Below are 22954 nucleotides of genomic sequence, written 5' to 3' on the forward strand. Positions count from 1 at the left end.
CAACATCAAAGGTATGTTAAAACTTGTATTCCTGGAATGGAAGGGGAAACCTGTTCCCACCGGCAAATTGCTGCTTACTATGAAATTAACTGTTCTTCTTTTTTTGACCTGCCTTCAGGTGCAGGCTATTTGTTTCGCGCAGGAAACCATTACCCTGCAGGTAAAAGAAACAAGTATCAAACAATTGCTGAAAGCACTGGAGCATCAAACGGCCTACCGCTTTGTGTTCCATGATAAAACACTGCCTGAAAACAAAAAGGTGACAGTCGCAGCAAAAGAAGCCACGCTGGACGCCGTGCTTTCACAGGCGTTTGCCGGTACCAACCTGGCATACACGCTGAAAGAAGACGGGCTGGTGGTAGTATATGCAGGCGCAGAAAGTACATCTGCCGTAGATATTACGATCAGGGGAACGGTGAGGGGGATAGATAACCTGCCTTTACCGGGAGTTACCGTCCGTGCCTCCGGCACCACTGCCGGTACGCTTACCAATGAAGATGGCGCTTATACGCTCATCGCCCCGGATAATGCCACCACGCTCCAGTTCTCACTGGTAGGGTATCTCAGCCAGCAGGTAACTATTGGCAACAGACGAGAAATCAATGTGGTGCTAACAGAAGACATCAAAACGCTGAATGCTGTAACGGTTACCGGGTATACGAATTATACCAGGGATAAATCTACCGCAGCTGCCGGCGTGGTAGGCGCAGATAAGATTACACAGGTGCCGATGGCTACCTTCGACCAGATATTACAGGGACGGGTTCCGGGAATGGTGGTATCTGCCGGCTCCGGCCAACCAGGTACCGCTGCAACGATTACTGTGCGGGGCGTTGGTACCATCAATGGCAGCTCCTCCGTTTTATATGTAATGGATGGCATCCCCATTGAGGCAGGCCAGTTTCAGGGTATCAACCCTTCAGACATCGCTTCTGTTACCGTATTGAAAGACGCTTCTGCTAAAGCATTATACGGATCACGCGGTTCCAATGGCGTAATTGTGATCACTACCAAAAAAGGACAGGCCGGAAGAATAGCCGTGTCGTATAAATCGCAGTATGGTTTTTCCAATATGACCACCCCCAAATTCCAGATGATGAACTCCGTGCAACACCTGCAGTTTGAAGAAGAGATCGGCCTGGAAACCGGCGCTAACCTGGGACCGGGTTGGGAGTTCTCCAATAAAAATCCTGACTACCTCAATAAAACACCACAGGAAAAACAGGAAGCAGATCATATCCTTGATAGCTTAAGAGGTGTTAATACCGACTGGAGAAAGATTTTCCTGCAAACAGGTAAATTCCAGGAACAGCAGCTGAGTGTAAGTGGCGGCAGTGAAAATGTCCGGTTTTATAGCTCTGTGAATTATTACGATCAGCAGGGTATTGCCAAACGCTCTGAATTAAAACGCTACAGCTTTAAAAATAACCTGGATTTTAATGCAGGTAAATTAACCGCCAATATCAACGTGGGACTGGCCTATTCTGAGTCTTCCTTTATAGAAAGAGAAGCCTCCAGCAGCGGCAGCAACCCGTTGGCAGCGGTATACTACGCCCTGCCTTATGAATATCCTTATGCACCGGATGGTACACTGGTCACCAATTATAACGATGATGTTTACCCGGTATATGATCTGCGGGAAGGCAGCAATGCACTCGAAGCATTATTAAATACCAGCAGTAAAGATAACCAGCTGAAAAGCATTATTGGTACTTCACTGAATTACATCCTGGCGAAAGGATTGGTGGCGAAAACCAGGCTAGGCATCGACTTCAGGGAAACTACCACCGAGCGTTATGTGAACCCGGATTCTTATTCCGGCTATAAAGTGGATAACGGCGGAAGAGGTAGTTTTGGAGAAGGCGTTACCAGGAATGTTACGCTGGTGAGCACTTCCGGGTTAACGTATTCAAAAGTTACCGGCAAACATGATTTTGAGGTATCCGGTTATTTTGAGTTTACCAGGAATAATTACCGCGCATTTGATTATACAGGTTATGACCTGGACGACAGGTTACCTGCCACTCCTGCGGCCATTACACCCGGTTCGCCCTACAGCGCCTTGTTGGGCGGAGGCCGCACTAAAAGTGCGCTGGCTTCTTACATTGGCGTAGGCCGGTATACTTTCAATGAAAAGTATACCCTGAATGCGAGTTACCGGTATGATGGCGCTTCTACCGTACCACCGGACAACCGCTGGCATGGGTTCTATTCCCTGGGTGTTGGATGGGAAGTAAAGAAAGAGAATTTCCTGAAAGATGTGAGCTTTGTAGATAACCTGCGCTTCCGGGCCAGCTATGGTACTTCCGCCAATCCATTTTCCAATCTCGGCCCCTTTGCTTATTTCCGGACTTATGGAACCGACCAGTATGGCGGTAACCCGGCGATTGTGCCTAACCAGCCGGGTAATCCGAACTACGACTGGGAGTACGCCAAAGAATTTAACATCGGCTTTGACCTGGGTGTAATGAATAACCGCATCCGCCTGGTAACAGATGTATATAATAAAGTAACCAATAACCTCTTTATAGAGCAGCCGTTATCTATTACGTCAGGATTTTCCACCATGTTCCTCAATTCCGGCGCTATGCGCAACAGGGGAATAGAAATGGATCTCCAGGGAGATATTGTGAAGAGAAAAGATCTCACCTGGTCGGTAGGTGTGAACTTTGCCTATAATAAAAATGTGATCACGGATCTGGGCGTGTCAGGTGAATTTACGCAGGGTACTACGCAGATTGTAAGAGTAGGCTTGCCTTACGGGTCCCATTATGCGCCTAAATGGGCTGGTGTGGATCCGCAAACAGGCGATCCTTTATACTATGACAGGTCAGGTAATAAAACAAGCGATTATAATGAAACAGCTTTGAGCGTAGCAGAATTTGGCACTTATATTCCTCCTTTCACCGGTGGATTTAATACGGCCGTTAGCTGGAAAGGTTTTTACCTGAATGCGCTGTTTACGTTTGCAGATAAAACCATGCGGTATCTCAACGAAGATTATTACAACGAGAATCCAAGTTTTGCCAGCAGTAATCAATCTGTTCGTATGCTGTATGACCGTTGGAAGAAACCAGGTGATAATGCCATCCTGCCTAAGTTTGATGCCAGCAGGGGATTTTCTTCCAAAGATATCCAGGATGCCTCTTACCTCCGTTTAAGGAATGTAAATATTGGCTATAATTTCCCGAAAGAAATTATGACCCACCTGAAATTTGTGCAGGGCATCCAGGTATTTGCGCAGGCTCAGAACCTGTACACCTGGACCAGCTGGAAAAGTTTTGATCCGGAGAATAATTATGGTGACGGCAGGTTTGACTACCCCAGCGCACGAACCTACACTTTTGGCCTGAACGTTAATTTTTAAATCACTAAGCTCATGACGATCCGTTATATCAAATATACTTTTACGCTCCTGTTGTCGTTGTGTACACTTGCCTGTAATAAGCAACTGGACCTTTCTCCTACCGACAGTATTATAGATCCGGGAAGAACCTTCCGGACTGTCAGTGACCTGAATGGCGGCCTGCTTGGGGCTTACGCAGGTCTTACTTACAACACCATCTACGGCGTATCATTGGTTACCGATGAATGTACATTGCCCAGTGAGAATGGTACTGGCGGCGGTGTAGCCACTTACCGCTGGCAGATAGATCCCAGCAATACAACTATTACTGCTTCCTTCGGAGAATATTATATTGCCATTGACCGCGCTAACCGCGTATTGGGGGCTATGGGTAATGTTACTGCCAAAGGTGATGAGATAGGTTTGAAAGATCAGTACCGCGGAGAGGCGCTGGCGATACGCGCTTATTGTCATTTCCAGCTATTACAGAGTTATGCAGAGGCATATGAGCCGGCTGCGATGGGAGTACCTTATATGGATACTTCCGTTAACAGTTTTCCTGCCCGGAATACTTTTGGTGAAGTAGTGGCTGGTATAGAAAGAGATTTACAGCTGGCTAAAACACTGATCCCTGCTGAGGCAGATGATAACACGAGGATTACGCTTCCTGCCATTTCTGCTATCCAGGCAAGAGTAGCTTTATACGCCAAAAAATGGACCGATGCCATCACCTATGCTACGGAAGCCATTGATGCGCTGCCGCTGGCTTCCGCCAGTGATTTTCCCGGTATCTGGAAAGACACTAAGCAATCTGAAGTTATCTGGAAACTGAAACAGGTAGCAGGTAGTGATGATGAGTTGATCGGCAGTGCTTATTTCGATAGGGATGTAGCGTTATATGTGCCGTCTTTTGAACTGATTAACCTGTTCGATAAAAATAACGATGTGCGTTATCCTGCCTACATACAGTTTGACGATACCCGTGGCGATGGCAACTCTGAATACCTGGTGAATAAATATTTTGGATCTTCCGGCAGCATGGGACTGGCGGATATCAAACTTTTCAGAACAGGAGAAATGTACCTGATCCGTGCAGAAGCACTGGCAGAAAATAACCGGGTGGCGGATGGCGCTGCCGATCTGAACGACCTGCGCGCTGCGCGTATCAATGGTTACACGCCGCAGTCTTTCAGCAATAAAGATGCATTGATCACCGCTCTTTATACCGAACGATTCAAAGAGCTGGCCTTTGAAGGGCATCGTCTCTTCGACCTGAGAAGAAGGGGACTGTCTGTAACCCGCAACCCGGAAGATGCGATTAATGCACTGGGTGCTGTGTTGCTGAAACCCGGTCAGAAGGGATATGTATTTCCTATTCCTGATGCAGAAACCAAAGCTAACAAAAACATGAAACAAAATCCCGGCTACTGATGAAAAGAATAATAACTGTACTAACGATAACGGCTATATGTTTAAGTGCCTGTTATATGCGTATGCCCAAACCACTGACTATTGCCGGCCGGCCGGCTTCCATCGGGATTATTGGCGATACGGCAGATGTAACCACGCCGGTAAAAGGAGGGGTAGCGTTGATTGGCGGCGGTGGGAATGTGGACGGCGCTTTCCAATGGATGATTGAACGCAGCGGTGGCGGTGATGTAGTAGTGCTTACCGCCTCCGGCAACGGCGGCTATAACCATGATATCGACTCCCTGGGGAAAGTGAATTCAGTAGAAACGCTGAATATCACCAACAGGGAACTGGCCAATAATGATACCGTGGCCAATATTATCCGTAATGCAGAGATGTTGTTTATTGCCGGTGGTGATCAGTCGCGCTACATGCTGCAATGGAGAGGTACCAAAGTAAATGATGCGATCAATTATTTACTGCAGGAAAAGAAAGTGCCGGTGGGCGGCACCAGCGCGGGCTGTGCTATCCTGACCGGATTTTATTACAGCGGCGAAGGAGGCAGTGCGGTGTCTGATTCGGTGCTGGCCAATCCATATGATTCGCTGGTAAAAGTGTATAACAACGATTTCCTGCATGCGCCTTATCTTCGTGACGTGATCAGTGACCAGCATTACCTGAAGCGTGGCCGCGAAGGCAGGCATGTTACTTTTATGAGCCGGATCATTAAAGACCAGGGCATTTTTCCAAAAGGTATTGCGCCCGATGAAAAAACGGCGGTGTGTATTGATGAAGCAGGAGTGGCCAAAGTTTTTGGCGTGAGCAAGGCTTATTTTATCATGTCTGACAGTCTTAAAAAACCGGAACTTTGCGACCCGGGGCAGCCGCTGCAATGGAACCACGGCGGGCAGGCATTGAAGGTATATGAAATCCCTGCCAGCGCTTCCGGCAACGGCAGTTTCCGGGTAGCTGATTTTGATGCCACAACAGCCAGTGGCGGCGCCTGGTACTGGTGGTGGGTAGAAAATGGACAGCTGAAGAAAAAAGCAATCTGATTATTTCCGTAATAAAATTTGATATGAAAGGCAGGTTTGGTATTTTATTTTTTCTGATGGTACTTTTTGTTTTGCCTGTAAAGGCGCAACAGAAGGCATCATCTTATGTACTGGTGATCCATGGTGGTGCGGGTACTATTCTTAAAAAGAATATGACCCCTGAAAAGGAAGCCGCGTACAAGGCATCTTTACAAAAAGCACTGGAAACGGGCTATAAGATCCTGCAGTCGGGCGGAAGCAGCCTCGATGCGGTGGAAGCCACTGTAAGAGTGTTGGAAGACGATTCACTTTTTAATGCGGGCAAAGGTGCTGTGTTTACCCACGAAGGGCGCAACGAGCTGGATGCCGCCATTATGAATGGTAAAACCAGGGCAGCAGGTGCGGTAGCCGGTGTTACCACCGTGCGCAACCCGGTGAGCGCTGCAAGGGCGGTGATGGAAAAATCGGAGCATGTGATGATGGTAGGGCCGGGTGCAGAAAAGTTTGCAAAGGAAGCGGGGCTGGAAATAGTGGACCCCTCGTATTTCAGAACGGAATCGCGTTGGAGGGACCTGCAGAGTGCCATCAAGGAGGATTCTATTGCTGCGGCTAAATCGAACGCCTATACGAACCAGGGGAAGCTGGGTATAAAAAACCGGGATTATAAATTTGGAACGGTTGGGGCAGTAGCGTTGGACCGGCAGGGCAACCTGGCGGCAGCAACTTCTACCGGCGGTATGACCAACAAAAAATATGGCCGCATTGGTGATTCGCCTATCATTGGCGCGGGTACGTATGCGAACAATGAAACTGCTGCCATATCCTGTACCGGTTGGGGCGAGTTTTACATCCGTAATGTGGTGGCTTATGATTTGTCGGCCCTCATGGCGTATAAAGGACTTTCTGTGCAGCAGGCGGGCAATACGGTGATCAAAAAAGTAGGGGATATGGGTGGCGATGGTGGTTTGATTGCCCTGGATAAAAAAGGAAATATGACCATGTCTTTTAACACGGAAGGCATGTACCGGGGCGCCGTTACCAAAGATGGCAAAATAGAAATTTCGATTTACAAGTAAACATTATAACGAACGGATGCGGGGCGTAGTACCCATATCCGTTCGTATTTTTTATTATTCCAGCGGCCTTTTTGGTGAATCATCTTCTTCCAGGCTGTTTTCTGATACATCCTCATCCGTAATATCTTCTTCCTCCAGGAGCTCATCTATTTCCACGTCGTCATCTTCTTCATCGAGTAATTCATCAGCGTTGTCGTCGCCCCTCCTCGATTGTTCATCCTGGTTGCCTCTCTGTGGCACCGGTTGTTGTTTTTGACTAAAAACATCGTCTGGTTGAAGATCGTCGTTGAGCAGTGGTCCGGGTGTTTTAGGTTGTGTGGTCATAAAGCAAGTTTTCCAGGGAAAGTCCAAACATCGCACCACTAAAAACAGCTTGATTTACAGGCTGCTGTTGCGGATGACTGCGTAAATAAATACACAGTTAATGGGTTATTCATTCACCACTTTACTTTTTCTGAAAACGGCGCTCCATTTGCTCACGAAGGCGGCCGGCAAAGTTTCTGTTTTTTGGGCAATGAAAACGGCATGAAAGGACCTGGGGCCCTGTATCACATAATACAGCTGCGATTCCGGATTTCCGGCGCCGGGTGTTTCCACTTTAAACAGTGCCCAGCGCCGCTGGGGAATATTTTCTTTTCCAAGCAATGTCACCTTTGCCTGTGATGCTTTACTCACAGCGGCTTCCGAGAAGCTTTTTACAGCGAGATCAATATTATTGACCCGTGCATTTTCCATGGTCATATTGTTGATCAGCAGGGTCCATTGCTGCGCGGTTTCATTGGCCGGCAGGAACTGGCGGGTAGCGAGATTGTCCACTTCTGTATCGGTGATCGTTGTCCATTTTACATTAACCGGCAGCACAATTTTAAGGCGCTCTTTTCCCGCTGCTTTGCCTGTTTTGAAGGAATTGCCGATTTTATGAAATAGAGGCTTAAAACCGGCTGAAAACGGCAAAAGAGTGGTGGCGGTCAACAGGTAGGTTTTGTTGTTTGAATACGCAATGAAGATGCTGGCGAATATGGTATCGGTTCTGCTTCCCTCCAGGTGGATTTCATCCAGCCAGATCATCCGTTTGCCGGCGCTGACAATGCTACCGGAATCCAGTAGTTTGAAATAAGGATTGCGACCGATATAGTACAGGAGTTTTTTTGCAACGGCATCCACATTGGAACGGGGTTCATCCACTACATTGACTGTGAAATTTTCCGGCGCTACCAGGGCGCTGTCGGCCCGCTGCGCCATAAATTTCAGGGAAGGGATCTGTTTGTTTTTTATTACCTGCCATCCGTTGGGAATTCCTACGGAGAAGTGGTTCGCCGTATCGCGGTAGTTCACAAGGTTCTGGCCGTTGGCAATAAAAGAGAGTAACACGAGGCCACACAGCAAAGCATATTTCATCCGGAGCAATTTGTTGCACAAATAAAACATATTTAGTGTTAGCCTGCAAAAGAGAAAGCCTCCGACCGGAGGCTTTCTCTTTTGCAGGCTAACATCAACGGACGATTATTTAGGCAAGTACTATACGCGGTTATCCCTGGGCGCCCGTGTTCCATAAAATCTATCCTGGTCAAACTGGTCGTGGTTGTAAAAGTCGTTATCGGCGGTATACGAATCCGGCGCCACAAATACATTCCGGATATCCCGTTCCGTTTCGGGGGTAACGATCACCCCTTTTTCATAAAAAGGAAGGATGCTGATCTGTAAAGGAGTTATTTCCGGCAGCAATACGGTATCATCTTTTTCATGCAGAATGGCTACGCCGATAGGAAAGAGTACTTTCCGGTCGGTGAGTCCTATCCGGTTACCCTTGAGGTTGATGACGAGATAGCGTACCCTGCGTGAAGCGGGATTGAACAGCAGGTCATCTACTTTTCCGAATTTATTGCCTTGCAGATCTTCCACCCCCCAGTTCCTGATATCGGGCTGTCCGTCTACAATTTCAAATCTGCTGCCGCTTAATTCTTCAAGACGATTGGTTTCAGTGATAGACATGGTAATATTTTTTAGATAAAGAATAGGTGAAAACCTTTACGGTTGTGCGCCGGGGGTATCTGCTGCGGGTGCAGCATTGCCGGTAGTACTAACAGTATCAGTGGTGGTAATTACGTCCTGTTGACGGTTATTACTGCTGCGCATCAGAAAAAACAGGATAGCAGCGATGATGATAAGACCTATGATCAGCCATAGCCACGCCGGATTTCTTTTCCTGGGTTGAACTTCTAAGTGTGCCATAGTAGTATGGTTAAGGTAGATAAATATTCCGGATGAGTTCATCCGGAAAAGGTTCATGCACTATCCGGCAATCATTATACCAATGCACAGGAAAAATGTATAGAGGGCCTATTTTCCTTTACTATGGCTTATTGTAGGGGAACTAAGGTGCTGGTTCCGGGGAGTTCAGCCATTTTTTTGTTAGGGTCTTTTTCCTACGTATTGCGGAATTATAGTCCGCTGTATATACTCACTGCTACGAGTAGTATACCTTACAGAGATGCGGTTCTTGTCTCGTTTTCCGAATGTTAACGAAAGCGTAACAGACACTGTATTGCCGGAGATACGCCGCGAAAGAGGCGTTGAGCTGATCCTGGAGGGCTTCCGTTTTTACATTCTGGTACGCTGCGGACTTGGCCCTTTACCTTTGAAGCCTTATATTGGCTGGTATGGCTGGTTTTGAACCTGGCGTTGAAACAGCATCCTGAGTGGAAATAAAGTAAAATATATATTGTATGAAGAAGATTACCGGTATAGCATTGTTGCTGATGATAGGATTCACTTCCTATGCGCAGCGCGCCTCGCATGTGGTGCTGATTACCATTGATGGCTTCCGGCCTGAGTTTTATACAGACGCTTCCTGGGGTATGGTAAACCTGCGGGCCATGAAAGACAGCGGCGCTTATGCAGACGGGGTAAACAGTGTATTCCCTACCGTTACCTATCCCAATCACACGTCGCTGATCACCGGTGTAACGCCGGCACGGCATGGCATTTATTATAACACGCCTTTTGAGCCCAATGGAGCCAGCGGGATCTGGTACTTTTATTACGACAGCATCAGAACGCCTACGCTGTTTGATGCGGTGCATAAAGCCGGGAAGAAATCGGCTAATGTAATCTGGCCGGTATCTGTGGGCGCACCGATCGATTACAATATACCGGATGTATGGCCTGTTGGGAAAAAAGACAGGCGGGACCTGATGGCTACCGTCACCAACCCGGTGTCGCTGTGGCAGGAAGTACAGGAACATGCCACGGGTAAACTTGGTGAAAAGGATTTCACGATGGAGGATGAAGAAATGATCCTGGATGAAAATGTGGCGCGTATGTCGGCCTACCTGATCACTACTTATAAGCCTGCTTTTACTACATTGCATTTAGCCTGCACAGATCATTATGAGCATGAACAGGGCCGGGATGGCCTGCTGGTAAGAAAGGCGGTAGCCGGGGCAGATAGGGCATTGGGTACTATTATTGAAGCGCTCAAACGTGCAGGCATATACGAAAATACTACCGTCATTGTTACCGGTGATCATGGTTTTGTGAATATCAGCAAAAGCTTTTCCCCGAATGTATTGCTGGCGCAAAATGGTTTGCTGAACAATATCAAAACGGGTGATTGGAAAGCGCAGTTCCATTCTTCCGGCGGGTCGGCCTTCCTGCATCTCAAAGATCCGAAGGATGTGGCTACACAACAGAAGGTACTGGCGTTGCTGAAAGCACTGCCGGCGGCACAGCAGCAAATGTTCCGGATCATTGGCCGCACACAGCTGGATGCAGTGGGCGCTGATCCGCATGCTGCTTTGGCCATTTCCGCGTCTGATGGCGTTACCATTGGCGGTGGCTCCACCGGTGAACTGGTAATGGCAGCCAAAGGAGGCACACATGGTTATTTCCCGGATTTTAAAGAGATACAAACCGGCTTCGTGGCTTCCGGAGCAGGGATAGTGGCAGGCGGTCACGTGAAAGAAATGAATGTAACGGATGTAGCACCGCTGGTAGCCCAACTGCTTGGATTATCATTGGATAATACCGATGGTAAAGTGCCGGCGGGTGTGGTAACTAAGTAAGCATTGAAATCTAACAATAGTGAGCGGACGCCTTGTGAGAGGGGCGTCCGTTTTTTTTGTGGTGTTCAGGAAGCGATGTTTACATCTGCAGGGCAGGTAAATGCTCATATACTGCAGGGGCTATTACAGCTGCGTCATCAGGCTTTGCTTTTCTGACAGAATTTACCGGCCAGCATTCCAGTTGTGTTGTAGGCAGTTCATACTGTATAATTGATCGTATATCCGTATCGGTTAGTTCCGGTTGCAGCCATTGTTCTGCGAGTCCGGGAGTAAGCATCATGGGCATTCTGCCGGCGTTGTCGCCGCCGTTATGGATCTGTGCCATCAGTGGGTTAGCCGCACGGGTAAGCAGGGTGAATGCGGGAATACGTGCGGGTTTATCTACATCCCAGGAGTTAGACATTGCCCATAACCCGGCGATAAAAAAGAGTTCCTGTTCTTTGGGTTTGATATAGTAGGCCACTTTATTTTTCCATCCGGGAATGTGCCGGTATTCAAAGAAGCCGCTGGCCGGAACGAGGCAGCGCTGGTGCCGGATGGCATTCCACATGGTGCCGTTTTCAAGTACTTTTTCGCTGCGGGCGTTGAGGAAAAGTTGCCGCTGACGTTTTACTTTTTCCAGGGTGTCCAGCATTTTAGGTACGGGACCCCAGGTGTATTTTTCAAGTTTGAAGCCGTTGTTGTTGGTAACTACGGGCCATTGCGGATAAGACATCCCGATCTTGTGCCAGGTAGGGTCGAAGTCGATATCCAGTTTGCCGCCGGGTTTAAGTCGCGGCAGGTATTTGAAAATGCTCTCTATGCTGGAGGTAAAGGCAATATCGTAACACATATTATCTGTCGTGGTATTATAATCGGATAAAGGTACTTTTATTTCTGTATCTGTCCCGGTGCGCTATTTGCGCATATCTACAATGACGGCGGTTACCACGCCCCATACCTGGAAGTCGGCGTCTTCTGTGATAACAATAGGTTTATAGAAAGGATTTTCGGGATGTAATACCCAGCTGCGACCCGCTTTTACGAGCCGTTTTACAGTATATTCCCCATTGAGTGCGGCCACTACAATATCTCCCGTGGAGGGGCGGATAGAGCGGTCTACAACCGCCATGCAACCATCAGGAATGCTGGCATCAGTCATGCTATCGCCCTTTACCCTGATAATGAAGGAGGTGGAGGGATTTGGCTGCAGGATACGGGAGAGATCAATCTGCTCTTCTTCATAATCCAGGGCGGGAGTAGGAAACCCTGCAGGAACACTGGTATTAAAGAATGGCAGGGTAATGTGCGGGTCACTCAATTTCATCACTTGCATATAACTATCGTTTTTATAAATACTAATATTATTAGCAAAATAAAGCTAAAATTATTAGTTTATGAAATCCATTAACACATCGTTTGCAAATGATGGAAATCCGCAGCAGGAGGGGATGGGAAGTAAGTGACGGGGGATCAGTAAGATGTAAATACCGGCTGCTAAAACAGGCGCAGTAAGAATTTTTTTGGCAGAAGGGAATGTATCCAGTTCAATATTTATCATTTATTGACCGTTTAAATGTTAATCACTTGTTATTCAGTACATCCGGATTTTTTTTCTACACTCCCTGTATGCCCCACACATAATTTTATGCGCCGTGAAATTTTACGCGGTGAAAATATTGTAAACCTCAGATAATCCTTATTTCTTATGGGCATTCAAATGAAAGCACTCCTTTTCTGCTGCCTGGCAGCCTTCACCTTCTTTGCACCCATCGATGCAGCTGCAAAAGTTAAATCCAAAAAGATCGTTATTAATACGGAGAACGACGCACGGATCTATGTGGATGGAAAACTGGTCAATAACACTTCTACAGAAATCAAGGTAGCGGTGTACGCGCAGGTAAACATCCGTGTGGAAAAGGTAGGTTTTATTACACAGGAGCGGAACTACATCAATGATGGAAAGCATACCTTGCCTTCTACAGATTATATTAAGCTGGAGAAAGACGATGCGTACGAAAATTCAATGGTAACGAATCTTGCGAACCAGGATATCGACGTACGGACCAGTCATGATGAAGAAAATTCCTGGAAGCTGATCAACCGCATCATTACCGGTTATTTTGATGTGATTGCGGTTACCGATAAAGCGACGGGATACATGTGCACTGCCTGGGTAGTAAAATCTTTTAAAGCAGCTACTGTCCGTACCCGTCTTATCATTAAAACCGGGAACACAGACCCGCTTACCTACAAGGCAAAGCTGGTAAGTGAAATAGCTCCTCCCGGTGTGTCTGCAAGTTCTGACGAATCATTCCGTAACTGGGACCGGCTGCTGCGTACGTTTGAAAATGTAGTGCCCGAATTGCAAAGCAGGCTGGCGAAATAAGCAGGCTGGGATACTGAAAAGAGATATTGGCAAAGGTTTATTATACCAGTGATTATATATAAGCGCTTATATTTAAATTTCCCGTTAATTCCAAAAAAAACCTTTGTTATTTCATTTTACTTCCTATTTTTGCACCTGAAATTATGATTACAAACAAACATACACATCACCACCATCATATCTTACCACAAGGGTAGGCAGGGGGATGATTTGTGTATATCACCATATTACATCATCAACAGGGGCTTACCGCAGAGGTAAGCCCCTTTTTTTATTTTATCAGGGATGAAACTGAAAATTGCAATCCAGAAATCCGGCCGCCTGCACGACGATTCCATCAAGCTTTTGAAGGAGTGCGGCATCGACATCAACAACGGTGTTAATAAGCTGAAAACAGAGGCCACCAACTTCCCGCTGGAAGTGTTTTTCCTGCGTGATGATGATATTCCGCAATACATTGAAGATGGTGTGGCAGACATAGGAATTGTAGGAGAAAATGTAGTGCTGGAAAAACAAAAGCAGGTAAATATTGTTCAGAAACTGGGCTTTGGAAAATGCCGTTTATCTATGGCGGTGGAAAAATCGGTGGATTATACCTCCGTGAAAGACCTGCAAAATAAACGTATTGCTACCAGCTATCCTGTAATAGTAGAAGATTTCCTGCAACAAAACGGTATTACCGCAGAGATCCATGAAATCAGCGGCTCCGTGGAAATAGCGCCGGGTATAGGTTTGGCGGATGCTATCTGCGACCTGGTGAGCAGCGGATCTACCCTGTTCATGAACGGTTTGAAAGAAGTGGAAACGGTGCTGAAATCGGAAGCAGTGCTGGCAGCCTGCCATAACCTGAAGCCGGAACAACAGCTGCTGCTGGACAAACTTTTATTCCGTATCCAGGCAGTAAGGAAAGCAAAAAATAACAAGTACATCCTGCTTAACGCACCCAATGATAAACTGAATGAAATTATTGGTTTGCTGCCGGGCATGAAAAGCCCTACAGTACTGCCTTTGGCTGAAGCCGGCTGGAGCTCCGTTCATTCGGTACTGAATGAAAATGATTTCTGGGATATTATCGAAAGTTTGAAAGAAGCGGGTGCACAAGGCATCCTGGTAGTACCCATCGAAAAAATGGTGATCTGATAAACTGAGTAAACGATGCAAACAACCAGATTTCCCGATAAAAGTTCCTGGAATACGCTGCTGCAAAGACCTGTAATGGATACTTCCACGCTCGAAAAGAAAGTGAATGATATCCTGCAGGAAGTACGCACCGGCGGCGATGCCGCCATCAGAAAATTTGCAGCTGAATTTGATAAAGTAACGCTGGATAATTTACAGGTGCCATCCGCCGCTTTCGCAGCTGCAGAAGCTACGCTGGAACCGGCGCTGAAAGCGGCTATCCAGCAGGCAGCAAAAAACATTACTACCTTTCACCGCGCACAGCAGGAAAAGGTACAGGTGATAGCCACCATGCCCGGCGTACAATGCTGGCGCAAATCAGTCGCCATACAAAAGGTAGGCTTATATATCCCCGGTGGCTCCGCACCACTGTTTTCCACCATCCTGATGCTCGGCATACCAGCCATGATAGCAGGTTGTAAGGAGATAGTGCTTTGCACGCCTTCCCTGCATCCGGCGATCCTGTATACTGCCCAGCTGATAGGCATTGACAAAGTATTTACCATCGGCGGCGTACAGGCCATTGGTGCAATGGCTTATGGTACGGAAAGCGTGCCGCAGGTATATAAGATCTTCGGTCCGGGTAACCAGTATGTTACCTGTGCAAAACAGCTGGTGAATAAAAGCGGCGTGGCCATCGATATGCCGGCTGGCCCTTCTGAAGTGGCTGTGCTGGCAGATGACAGCTGCGTGCCGGCTTTTGTGGCGGCCGACTTACTATCGCAGGCGGAACATGGCCCCGATAGCCAGGTGGTATTGGTTACCACGAGCGAGCAGGTGCTCACCAATGTAACCAATGCGTTGAATGCCCAGCTGGACGAACTGCCCCGTAAGGGCATTGCCACAGCGGCGTTGGAAAACAGCAAGATGATCCTGGTGAAAGATATGGATACCGCCATTGACATGCTGAATGCCTATGCGCCGGAACACCTCATCCTGGCCTGTGAAGGCGCAGAAAACCTGGCAGATAAAGTAACAGACGCGGGTTCTGTTTTCATGGGAAATTACACTCCGGAAAGCGCAGGTGATTATGCCTCCGGCACCAATCACACCCTGCCTACAAATGGCTATGCCAGGGCTTACAGCGGCGTGTCGCTGGACAGCTTCGTAAAAAAGATTACTTTTCAGCAGATATCTCCCGACGGGCTGCAGAATATTGGCGCTACCATAGAAGCCATGGCAGCAGCAGAGGGACTTGAGGCGCATAAAAACGCCGTTACCGTAAGATTAAAACAGCTGGAATACACCGGCTCACTTATAACAGATTAATTAATGCAATATGTTTAATCTCGATACCCTGGTAAGGGAAAACATAAAAAAACTGGTACCTTATTCTACTGCCAGAGATGAATTCAAAGGAGAAGCATCCATCTTCCTGGATGCGAATGAAAATAATTTCGGATCCCCGTTGCCGGTGAATTATAACCGCTATCCCGATCCGATGCAATGGCAGCTCAAATACAAAATTGCTGATATCAAAGGGGTGCCGCCACAAAATATTTTTATTGGTCACGGCAGCGACGAAGCCATAGACGTGCTTTACCGCTCTTTTGTAAATCCGGGCGTGGATAACGTGATCCTTTGTCCGCCTACCTATGGCATGTACGAAGTAAGCGCGCACATCAACGATGCCATTATCCGCAAGGTAACGCTGACAGAAGATTTTCAGCTGGACATCCCTGCGCTGCAACAGGCCATAGATGCCAACACAAAGCTCATCTTCATCTGTTCTCCCAATAACCCTACCGGTAATTCTATCAACCGCTCGGACATAGAACTGCTGTTGAATAATTTTGATGGTATTGTGGTGATAGATGAAGCGTATATCAATTTCTCCCGTCAGAAAACTTTTATACAGGAACTCACCGAATATCCTAACCTGGTAGTGATGCAAACACTGTCGAAGGCATGGGGGTTGGCCGGACTCCGCATCGGGATGGCTTTTGCCAGTGAAGATATTGTGAACACCTTCAACAAGGTGAAACCACCCTATAATATCAGCCAGGCCACCAATGAGCTGGCGCTCCAGGCATTGGAAAACGTAAGCCAGGTAAATGAATGGATCCGCGAAATAGTGATAGAACGCGACCTGCTTTCCGGCGCACTGATTCAGTTGCCGGAAGTACTGCACATTTATCCCAGTGATGCGAGCTTTATCCTGGTAAAAACCACCGATGCAAAAGGTATCTACAATTATCTCATTGAACAGGGAATTGTAGTACGCGACCGTTCCAAAGTAGAATTGTGCATGGGCTGCCTGCGTATCACCATTGGCACGCCGGCCGAAAACCTGCGCCTGCTGGAAGTATTGAAATCTTTTAACCTGAAAACAGCCACAATTGCATCTGCATGAAACGAGTGCTCTTTATAGACCGTGATGGCACCCTGATCAGGGAAGTGCCGCCAACTTACCAGATCGATAGCCTGGACAAAGTAGAATTCTATCCCAAAGTATTTGTGAATATGGCGCGGATCGCCGCTGAGCTGGACTATGAGCTGGCAATGGTTACCAACCAGGATGGACTAGGTACTGCTTCCTTCCCGGAGGATACCTTCTGGCCTGCGCAGAACATGATCATGAAAGCGTTTGAGAACGAAGGGATCAAATTTGATGAGGTGTTTATTGACCGCTCTTTTCCCGCCGATAATGCGCCTACCCGCAAACCCCGCACGGGCATGCTCTCCAAATATCTCGATGGCAGCTACGACCTGGCTAATTCTTTCGTGATCGGCGATCGTATCACCGATGTGGAGCTGGCAAAAAACCTGGGCGCAAAAGCTATCTGGATCAATGAAGGCGTTGGTTTGGGAAGTGCAGAAATCAGCGATAACGCAGCTGCGCTGCAATCCGTGATTGCCCTCGAAACCACCGACTGGAACCGGATCTATGAGTTCCTGAAACTGGGATTAAGAACGGTAACGCATGTACGGAAAACCAATGAAACAGATATCAATATTGAACTGAACCTGGATGGAACCGGTAAAGCGGATATTCATACAGGGCTGGGTTTCTTTGATCATATGCTCGATCAGATTGCCCGCCATGGCGCTATAGACCTGAAGATCACCGCCAAAGGCGACCTGCATATTGATGAGCACCACACCATAGAAGATACGGGCATTGCCTTAGGAGAAGCTATTGCCAAAGGCTTAGGCGATAAACGTGGTATCGAAAGATACGGTTTCTGCCTGCCAATGGATGATTGCCTGGCCCAGGTGGGTATTGATTTTGGCGGCCGTAACTGGCTGGTATGGGATGCGGAGTTTAAGAGGGAAAAAATAGGGGAGATGCCTACCGAGATGTTCTATCATTTCTTCAAATCCTTTTCAGACGGCGCCAAAGCGAACCTGAACATTAAGGCAGAAGGCGAAAATGAACATCACAAGATAGAAGCCATCTTTAAAACCTTTGCGAAGTCCATTAAAATGGCGGTAAAACGGAATCCGGCCAATATGCAGCTGCCCTCGACGAAGGGGGTGTTGTAGAAGGGCGGCGCCTTCGGCGCCTTTTGTCTTTCTGCAGGATTAGGCTGATTACATTGATTACGCTGATTTTTCCACCTTTTGTTTTAATATATTTTGGGAGATAGGAGCGGGTAAGATTAATTGATTGCAGAAGATATAAGCGTATTTCGCTTTTATCTCCATACAATAATTCCAACAAAAGGTGGGAAAATCAGCGTAATCAATGTAATCAGCCTAATCCTGCAAAAAGACAAAAGGTGCCGAAGGCACCGCCCCCCACAAAAAAAATTTGCATTTTCTAAAAAAATGTTCCATTTTTGTTCTCGCTATGCAAAATATCATTACAAACAAACATTGGTGGTGGCACGGAATCAATTCCTGATCTGTGTTACAGTGCCATGTTTCGTTTAGAAATATATTTGGAAGGCCCGCTGTTACACAGCGGGCCTTCCGCTTTTTCAGCCCTTCCCTTTTTTAAAAAAAAACAAATACTTCACCCAATACATCATGCGTACCATCCAAGTAAAAACGAGATCCAAACAGATGCTGGCAGACATTTTCACGCCAGTGGGAATATATCTGCGGCTGCGCGATAAGTTCCCGGGTTCTATCCTCCTCGAAAGCACTGACTACAGGGCCAGTGATAACAGTTATTCCTTTATTTGTGTGAAGCCAATTGCAGGTATTGAAGTTACTTCCACGTCGCACTTCGAATTTAAGTATCCCAACCTGCCTGTAGAAAAGAAAGAGCTGAAAAATAAACAACAGGTACTGGATGAAATGGAGCAGTTTCTGGGCAACTATTCTTTCACCGGCAAACACCCGGTACCAATGGCGCAGAGCCTCTTCGGCTATACCACTTTTGATGCCGTACAGTTCTTTGAAACCATTGAATTTAATAAAAAGAAACAAGAGGCCGGTAATACCATCCCGTTGATGCGTTACCGCTACTATCAATATGTAATAGCGATCAATCACTTTAAAGATGAACTTTATCTTTGTGAAAACCAGATAGATGGCATCGACAGTGAGTTTGAGCTACTGGAGTCGCTTATCCGGCACAAAGATTCCCCCGGGTATCCGTTTGCCACTACCGGGGAAGAGAAAAGCAATATGACGGACGCGGAATATATGCAGATGGTAGAACAGGGCAAACAACACTGCTTCCGCGGAGACGTTTTCCAGGTAGTACTTTCCAGGGCTTTCCAGCAATCCTTCAAAGGCGACGAATTCAATGTTTACCGCGCGCTCCGCTCCATCAACCCCTCTCCTTATCTTTTCTTCTTCGATTACGGCGATTATAAATTAATGGGTTCCTCACCGGAAGCACAGATCGTGATTACAGATGGCAAAGCCACTATTCATCCCATAGCAGGTACTTTCCGCCGCACCGGGGATGATGAACAGGATAAACTGCTGGCCAATAAACTGCTGGAAGATCCGAAGGAAAACGCAGAACACGTGATGCTGGTAGACCTGGCCCGCAATGATCTCAGCAGAAACGCTACAGAAGTGGAAGTAGCTTCTTACAGGCAGGTGCATTTCTATTCACACGTAATTCACCTGGTAAGCGAAGTAACCGGAAAGGTAGATCCAAAGCTGAATCCGTTCACGCTACTGGCTTCTTCATTCCCGGCAGGCACACTGTCCGGCGCACCAAAATATCGCGCCATGGAAATCATTGATCAGTATGAACCCACTGCACGTGGCTTCTACGGCGGTTGTATCGGCGCTGTTGGTTTCAACGGCAACTTCAATCATGCCATCATGATCCGATCCATACTCAGTAAAATGAATACCCTGTACTACCAGGCCGGCGCCGGTGTGGTAGCAAAATCAGTAGCTTCTTCAGAACTGGAGGAAGTGAACAACAAACTCAATGCGTTAAAACAAGCCATTCTGCTGGCACAAAAAATTTAGTATGAACATCCTCGTTTTCGATAACTACGACTCCTTCACATACAACCTCGTTCATCTCGTGGAAAAAATCATCAACGGTAAAGTAACCGTGGTACGCAATGATGAAATTCCATTGGAGAAAGTAAATAACTACGATAAAATTATTTTATCGCCCGGCCCCGGTATTCCGGAAGAAGCTGGATTATTGCTGCCGCTGATCAAAGAATATGCGCCCACCAAATCCATCTTTGGCGTGTGTTTGGGGCAGCAAGCCATCGGACAGGCTTTTGGCGCTTCTCTCACCAACCTGAAAGAAGTATACCACGGCGTAGCTACCAACGTAAATATTATTAAGGAAGATGGGCGGCTGTTTAACGGCTTACCACGACAAATACTGGCCGGCCGTTATCATTCCTGGGTAATCGATGAGTCTACCCTGCCTGCGGAACTGGTGATCACTGCCAAAGACGAAGATGGTTTTATTATGGCCGTACAGCATAACAAATATGATGTAAGTGGTGTGCAGTTTCACCCGGAAAGTGTGCTTACCCCGCAGGGAGAAAAGATTGTAAGAAACTGGTTAAGCCTGTAATAATAACACCGGCGCCCGTTTTAAAATTATCGAACACCCAATCAGTAAAATTCTTCCAAAAATGAAAAAGATTCTTAATTACCTTTTTGAACATAAAACTTTCAGCCGCGAAGCTGCCAAAGATATCCTGATCAGTATTTCCAAAGGCATGTTCAACGAAAGCGAACTGGCGGCTTTCATGACGGTATACCTGATGCGCAGCATCACCATCGATGAGTTGCTGGGCTTCCGCGACGCCCTGCTGGAACTCTGCGTACCGGTTAATCTCAATGGTTACGATGTACTGGACATTGTTGGTACCGGCGGGGATGCAAAAAATACTTTTAATATTTCTACCTTGTCGTGCTTTGTGGTAGCCGGCGCAGGCGCAAAAGTAGCTAAGCACGGCAACTATGGCGTGTCTTCTGTAAGTGGCGCTTCCAATGTAATGGAGCTGGTAGGGTATAAATTCAAGAATGATGATGCCAAACTGAGAACAGAGCTGGAGGATTCAGGTATTTGTTTTCTGCACGCACCACTGTTCCACCCGGCATTGAAACATGTAGCAGGCATCCGCCGCCAGCTGGGTATCCGCACGTTCTTTAACATGCTTGGTCCCCTTGTGAACCCGGCGCTGGCCAAACATCAGCTGATCGGCGTTTACAGCCTGGAAATGGCGAGGGTATACAACTACCTGTTCCAGCAAACGGACAAGCAGTTTGTGATTGTTCACAGCCTCGATGGATATGATGAAATATCCCTCACAGCAGATACCAAAGTGATCACCAATAAAGGTGAACAGGACTGGACCCCGGAGCAACTGGGCAAACGTAAAGTTCACCAGGAAGATATTTACGGCGGTAATTCTACTGAAGAAGCCGCAAAGATCTTTATGAAGATCCTGAAAGGAGAAGGTACCTGGGCCCAGAATTCCGTTGTTTTTGCCAACGCAGCAATGGGTTTGTACAGCCTCGGAACATATAATTCGTATGAAGATTGCTTCGCCGCCGCGGTAGAATCCCTGGAGTCGGGCAATGCACATAATGCGTTCAAAAAACTGATTGCTTTGCAGTCGTAGTACAGATAGTTTATCATGAAGAATATTTTAGCAGAAATTGTTGCTCATAAACACATCGAAGTAGCTGCCCGCAAATTGCAGCGCAGCGCGCAGGACCTGGAGCAGTCGCCGGCCTTCCCGAGGGAAACATTATCGCTCCGCCATTTCCTGCAGCAGCCGGAAAAAACGGGCATTATTGCGGAATTCAAACGGCGCTCTCCTTCGAAAGGAGTGATCAATGGCGATGTAACCGTTCAACAGGTAACTACCGCATACACCCGTTACGGCGCTTCCGGGCTGTCGGTGCTCACCGATGAAAAATATTTCGGTGGTTCTTCCGACGATCTGCAACAGGCGCGCAGCTTCAACCAGATCCCGATTCTACGGAAAGATTTTGTGATAGATGAATACCAGATACTGGAGGCAAAGGCTATCGGGGCAGATGTAATACTCCTCATTGCAGAATGCCTGGATGCCGCACAGGTGGCACACCTGGCAGCTTTTGCACATAACCTCGGACTGGAAGTATTACTGGAAGTACACAGTGAAGCACAACTGGAAAAAGTAACGGCACATACCCACCTGGTGGGCGTGAATAACCGCGATCTGATCACCTTCCAGGTAGACTTTAACCGTTCCTGTGAACTGGCGCCGAAAATTCCGGCGGATAAAGTGAAAGTAGCGGAAAGTGGTATTAACGACCCCGCTGCTATTATAACGCTGAAAGCCGCCGGGTTCCAGGGATTCCTGATAGGCGAGCATTTCATGAAGCAGGAAGATCCCGCGCGTGCCTTTGAAAATTTTGTACAAACACTCAGCGATCTGCAGCATAAATCATAACACGATGCGTATTAAAGTTTGCGGTATTACCAGGATAAATGATCTGCAGGCGCTGGTGGATAACGGCGTTGACTATGCAGGGTTTATTTTTTACGAGAAGTCACCGCGTTTTGCCGGTAACAAAATAGATGCGAGATCGGTACGGGAAACCTCCGGCATCAAAAAGACAGGGGTTTTTGTAAACGCGCCGCTGAAGCAGATCCAACGCACCGTGAGCGATTATGCACTGGACCTGGTGCAATTGCATGGTGATGAAACGCCGGAGTTTTGCGCTGCTGTCCGCACCTTCATCCCGGTGGTGAAAGCTTTTCGTATAGGTGATAACGTTAACTGGCAAACGGAAGTGGCGCCTTTTATACCGGTAACCGATTACTTTCTCTTCGATACCGCTTCCGTAAAAGGTTATGGCGGAACAGGCGAGCAATTTAACTGGGACCTGCTGAAAACGTACCCGTTTGATCATCCCTTCTTTTTGAGCGGGGGCATCAGCGCTAACCAGGCAGCAGAAATACAGGAGATGCAGTTGCCGGCGTTGTTTGCAGCAGATGTGAACAGTAAATTCGAGGACAGTCCGGGTGTAAAAAATATCGCGCTGGTAAAACAATTTGTGAAACAAATTCATTCATCAATAATAAAATAAGCGGT

Annotated in this window: 22 protein-coding genes; 16 read left to right on the plus strand and 6 right to left on the minus strand. The window is 47.3% G+C overall.

Going from position 1 to position 22954, the window contains the following annotated elements; genetic code table 11:
* Positions 1-13: 13 nt before the first annotated feature.
* Genes AB6805_RS25340 through AB6805_RS25355 form a run of 4 tightly spaced genes read left to right on the plus strand, consistent with a single transcriptional unit; the run spans position 14 to position 6866 of the window.
* Positions 14-3367, plus strand: coding sequence for a TonB-dependent receptor (locus AB6805_RS25340; protein WP_370912242.1), 3354 nt, complete (start codon positions 14-16; stop codon positions 3365-3367).
* A gap of 12 nt (positions 3368-3379) precedes the next feature.
* Positions 3380-4777, plus strand: a complete 1398-nt coding sequence (locus AB6805_RS25345; RefSeq protein ID WP_370912243.1) for a RagB/SusD family nutrient uptake outer membrane protein — start codon at positions 3380-3382, stop codon at positions 4775-4777.
* Positions 4777-5811, plus strand: a complete 1035-nt coding sequence (locus AB6805_RS25350) for a cyanophycinase (protein WP_370912244.1) — start codon at positions 4777-4779, stop codon at positions 5809-5811. The genes AB6805_RS25345 and AB6805_RS25350 overlap by 1 nt, the downstream gene beginning before the upstream one ends.
* Positions 5812-5834: 23 nt before the next feature.
* Entirely contained in the window at positions 5835-6866 is a 1032-nt protein-coding gene (locus tag AB6805_RS25355; RefSeq protein WP_370912245.1) for an isoaspartyl peptidase/L-asparaginase family protein, read from the plus strand.
* Positions 6867-6920: 54 nt separating this feature from the next.
* On the opposite strand, the gene AB6805_RS25360 is transcribed toward AB6805_RS25355, so the two are convergent.
* From AB6805_RS25360 to AB6805_RS25375, 4 genes are all read right to left on the minus strand, one after another.
* Positions 6921-7190 (minus strand): hypothetical protein, encoded by a 270-nt coding sequence (locus tag AB6805_RS25360; RefSeq protein ID WP_370912246.1) that lies wholly within the window; start codon positions 7188-7190, stop codon positions 6921-6923.
* A 105-nt stretch (positions 7191-7295) separates the two neighbouring features.
* Positions 7296-8264, minus strand: a complete 969-nt coding sequence (locus AB6805_RS25365; protein ID WP_370912247.1) for a hypothetical protein — start codon at positions 8262-8264, stop codon at positions 7296-7298.
* Positions 8265-8384: 120 nt separating this feature from the next.
* Positions 8385-8858 carry a PRC-barrel domain-containing protein gene (locus AB6805_RS25370; protein WP_370912248.1) on the minus strand — a complete coding sequence of 158 codons (474 nt, stop codon included), beginning with the start codon at positions 8856-8858 and terminating at the stop codon, positions 8385-8387.
* A gap of 36 nt (positions 8859-8894) precedes the next feature.
* Positions 8895-9098 carry a hypothetical protein gene (locus AB6805_RS25375; RefSeq protein ID WP_370912249.1) on the minus strand — a complete coding sequence of 68 codons (204 nt, stop codon included), beginning with the start codon at positions 9096-9098 and terminating at the stop codon, positions 8895-8897.
* Between the two features lie 259 nt (positions 9099-9357).
* Between AB6805_RS25375 and AB6805_RS25380 the strand changes: the two genes are divergently transcribed.
* Positions 9358-9540, plus strand: a complete 183-nt coding sequence (locus AB6805_RS25380) for a RagB/SusD family nutrient uptake outer membrane protein (RefSeq protein ID WP_370912250.1) — start codon at positions 9358-9360, stop codon at positions 9538-9540.
* Between the two features lie 52 nt (positions 9541-9592).
* Positions 9593-10930, plus strand: coding sequence for an alkaline phosphatase family protein (locus AB6805_RS25385; protein WP_370912251.1), 1338 nt, complete (start codon positions 9593-9595; stop codon positions 10928-10930).
* A 79-nt stretch (positions 10931-11009) separates the two neighbouring features.
* On the opposite strand, the gene AB6805_RS25390 is transcribed toward AB6805_RS25385, so the two are convergent.
* Both AB6805_RS25390 and AB6805_RS25395 read right to left on the minus strand, forming a co-directional pair.
* On the minus strand, positions 11010-11762 hold the full coding sequence (locus AB6805_RS25390) for an SOS response-associated peptidase (RefSeq protein WP_370912252.1): 753 nt from the start codon (positions 11760-11762) through the stop codon (positions 11010-11012).
* Between the two features lie 63 nt (positions 11763-11825).
* Entirely contained in the window at positions 11826-12245 is a 420-nt protein-coding gene (locus AB6805_RS25395; RefSeq protein WP_370912253.1) for a LexA family protein, read from the minus strand.
* A 372-nt stretch (positions 12246-12617) separates the two neighbouring features.
* On the opposite strand from AB6805_RS25395, the gene AB6805_RS25400 reads away from it, so the two are divergent.
* The 10 genes from AB6805_RS25400 to AB6805_RS25445 all read left to right on the plus strand — a co-directional run bounded on the left by AB6805_RS25400 (position 12618) and on the right by AB6805_RS25445 (position 22949).
* On the plus strand, positions 12618-13298 hold the full coding sequence (locus AB6805_RS25400) for a hypothetical protein (RefSeq protein ID WP_370912254.1): 681 nt from the start codon (positions 12618-12620) through the stop codon (positions 13296-13298).
* Positions 13299-13583: 285 nt separating this feature from the next.
* On the plus strand, positions 13584-14438 hold the full coding sequence (gene hisG / locus AB6805_RS25405) for an ATP phosphoribosyltransferase (protein WP_370912255.1): 855 nt from the start codon (positions 13584-13586) through the stop codon (positions 14436-14438).
* Positions 14439-14453: 15 nt separating this feature from the next.
* Entirely contained in the window at positions 14454-15746 is a 1293-nt protein-coding gene (hisD, locus tag AB6805_RS25410; RefSeq protein WP_370912256.1) for a histidinol dehydrogenase, read from the plus strand.
* A 10-nt stretch (positions 15747-15756) separates the two neighbouring features.
* Positions 15757-16830 (plus strand): histidinol-phosphate transaminase, encoded by a 1074-nt coding sequence (gene hisC, locus AB6805_RS25415; protein WP_370912257.1) that lies wholly within the window; start codon positions 15757-15759, stop codon positions 16828-16830.
* Positions 16827-17963 (plus strand): bifunctional histidinol-phosphatase/imidazoleglycerol-phosphate dehydratase HisB, encoded by a 1137-nt coding sequence (gene hisB, locus AB6805_RS25420; RefSeq protein ID WP_370912258.1) that lies wholly within the window; start codon positions 16827-16829, stop codon positions 17961-17963. Before hisC ends, hisB begins: the two co-directional genes overlap by 4 nt.
* A 486-nt stretch (positions 17964-18449) precedes the next feature.
* Entirely contained in the window at positions 18450-19862 is a 1413-nt protein-coding gene (locus AB6805_RS25425; RefSeq protein ID WP_370912259.1) for an anthranilate synthase component I family protein, read from the plus strand.
* Position 19863: 1 nt separating this feature from the next.
* Positions 19864-20433, plus strand: a complete 570-nt coding sequence (locus AB6805_RS25430) for an aminodeoxychorismate/anthranilate synthase component II (RefSeq protein WP_370912260.1) — start codon at positions 19864-19866, stop codon at positions 20431-20433.
* A gap of 61 nt (positions 20434-20494) precedes the next feature.
* Complete coding sequence (gene trpD, locus AB6805_RS25435; RefSeq protein WP_370912261.1) at positions 20495-21490, plus strand: anthranilate phosphoribosyltransferase; 996 nt, start codon at positions 20495-20497, stop codon at positions 21488-21490.
* A 15-nt stretch (positions 21491-21505) separates the two neighbouring features.
* Positions 21506-22309, plus strand: a complete 804-nt coding sequence (trpC, locus tag AB6805_RS25440; RefSeq protein WP_370912262.1) for an indole-3-glycerol phosphate synthase TrpC — start codon at positions 21506-21508, stop codon at positions 22307-22309.
* Positions 22310-22313: 4 nt separating this feature from the next.
* Complete coding sequence (locus tag AB6805_RS25445; RefSeq protein WP_370912263.1) at positions 22314-22949, plus strand: phosphoribosylanthranilate isomerase; 636 nt, start codon at positions 22314-22316, stop codon at positions 22947-22949.
* The last annotated feature ends 5 nt before the right edge of the window (positions 22950-22954 follow it).

Source organism: Chitinophaga sp. RCC_12 (genome assembly GCF_041360695.1).
In the GTDB taxonomy this organism is placed as follows: Bacteria; Bacteroidota; Bacteroidia; order Chitinophagales; family Chitinophagaceae; genus Chitinophaga.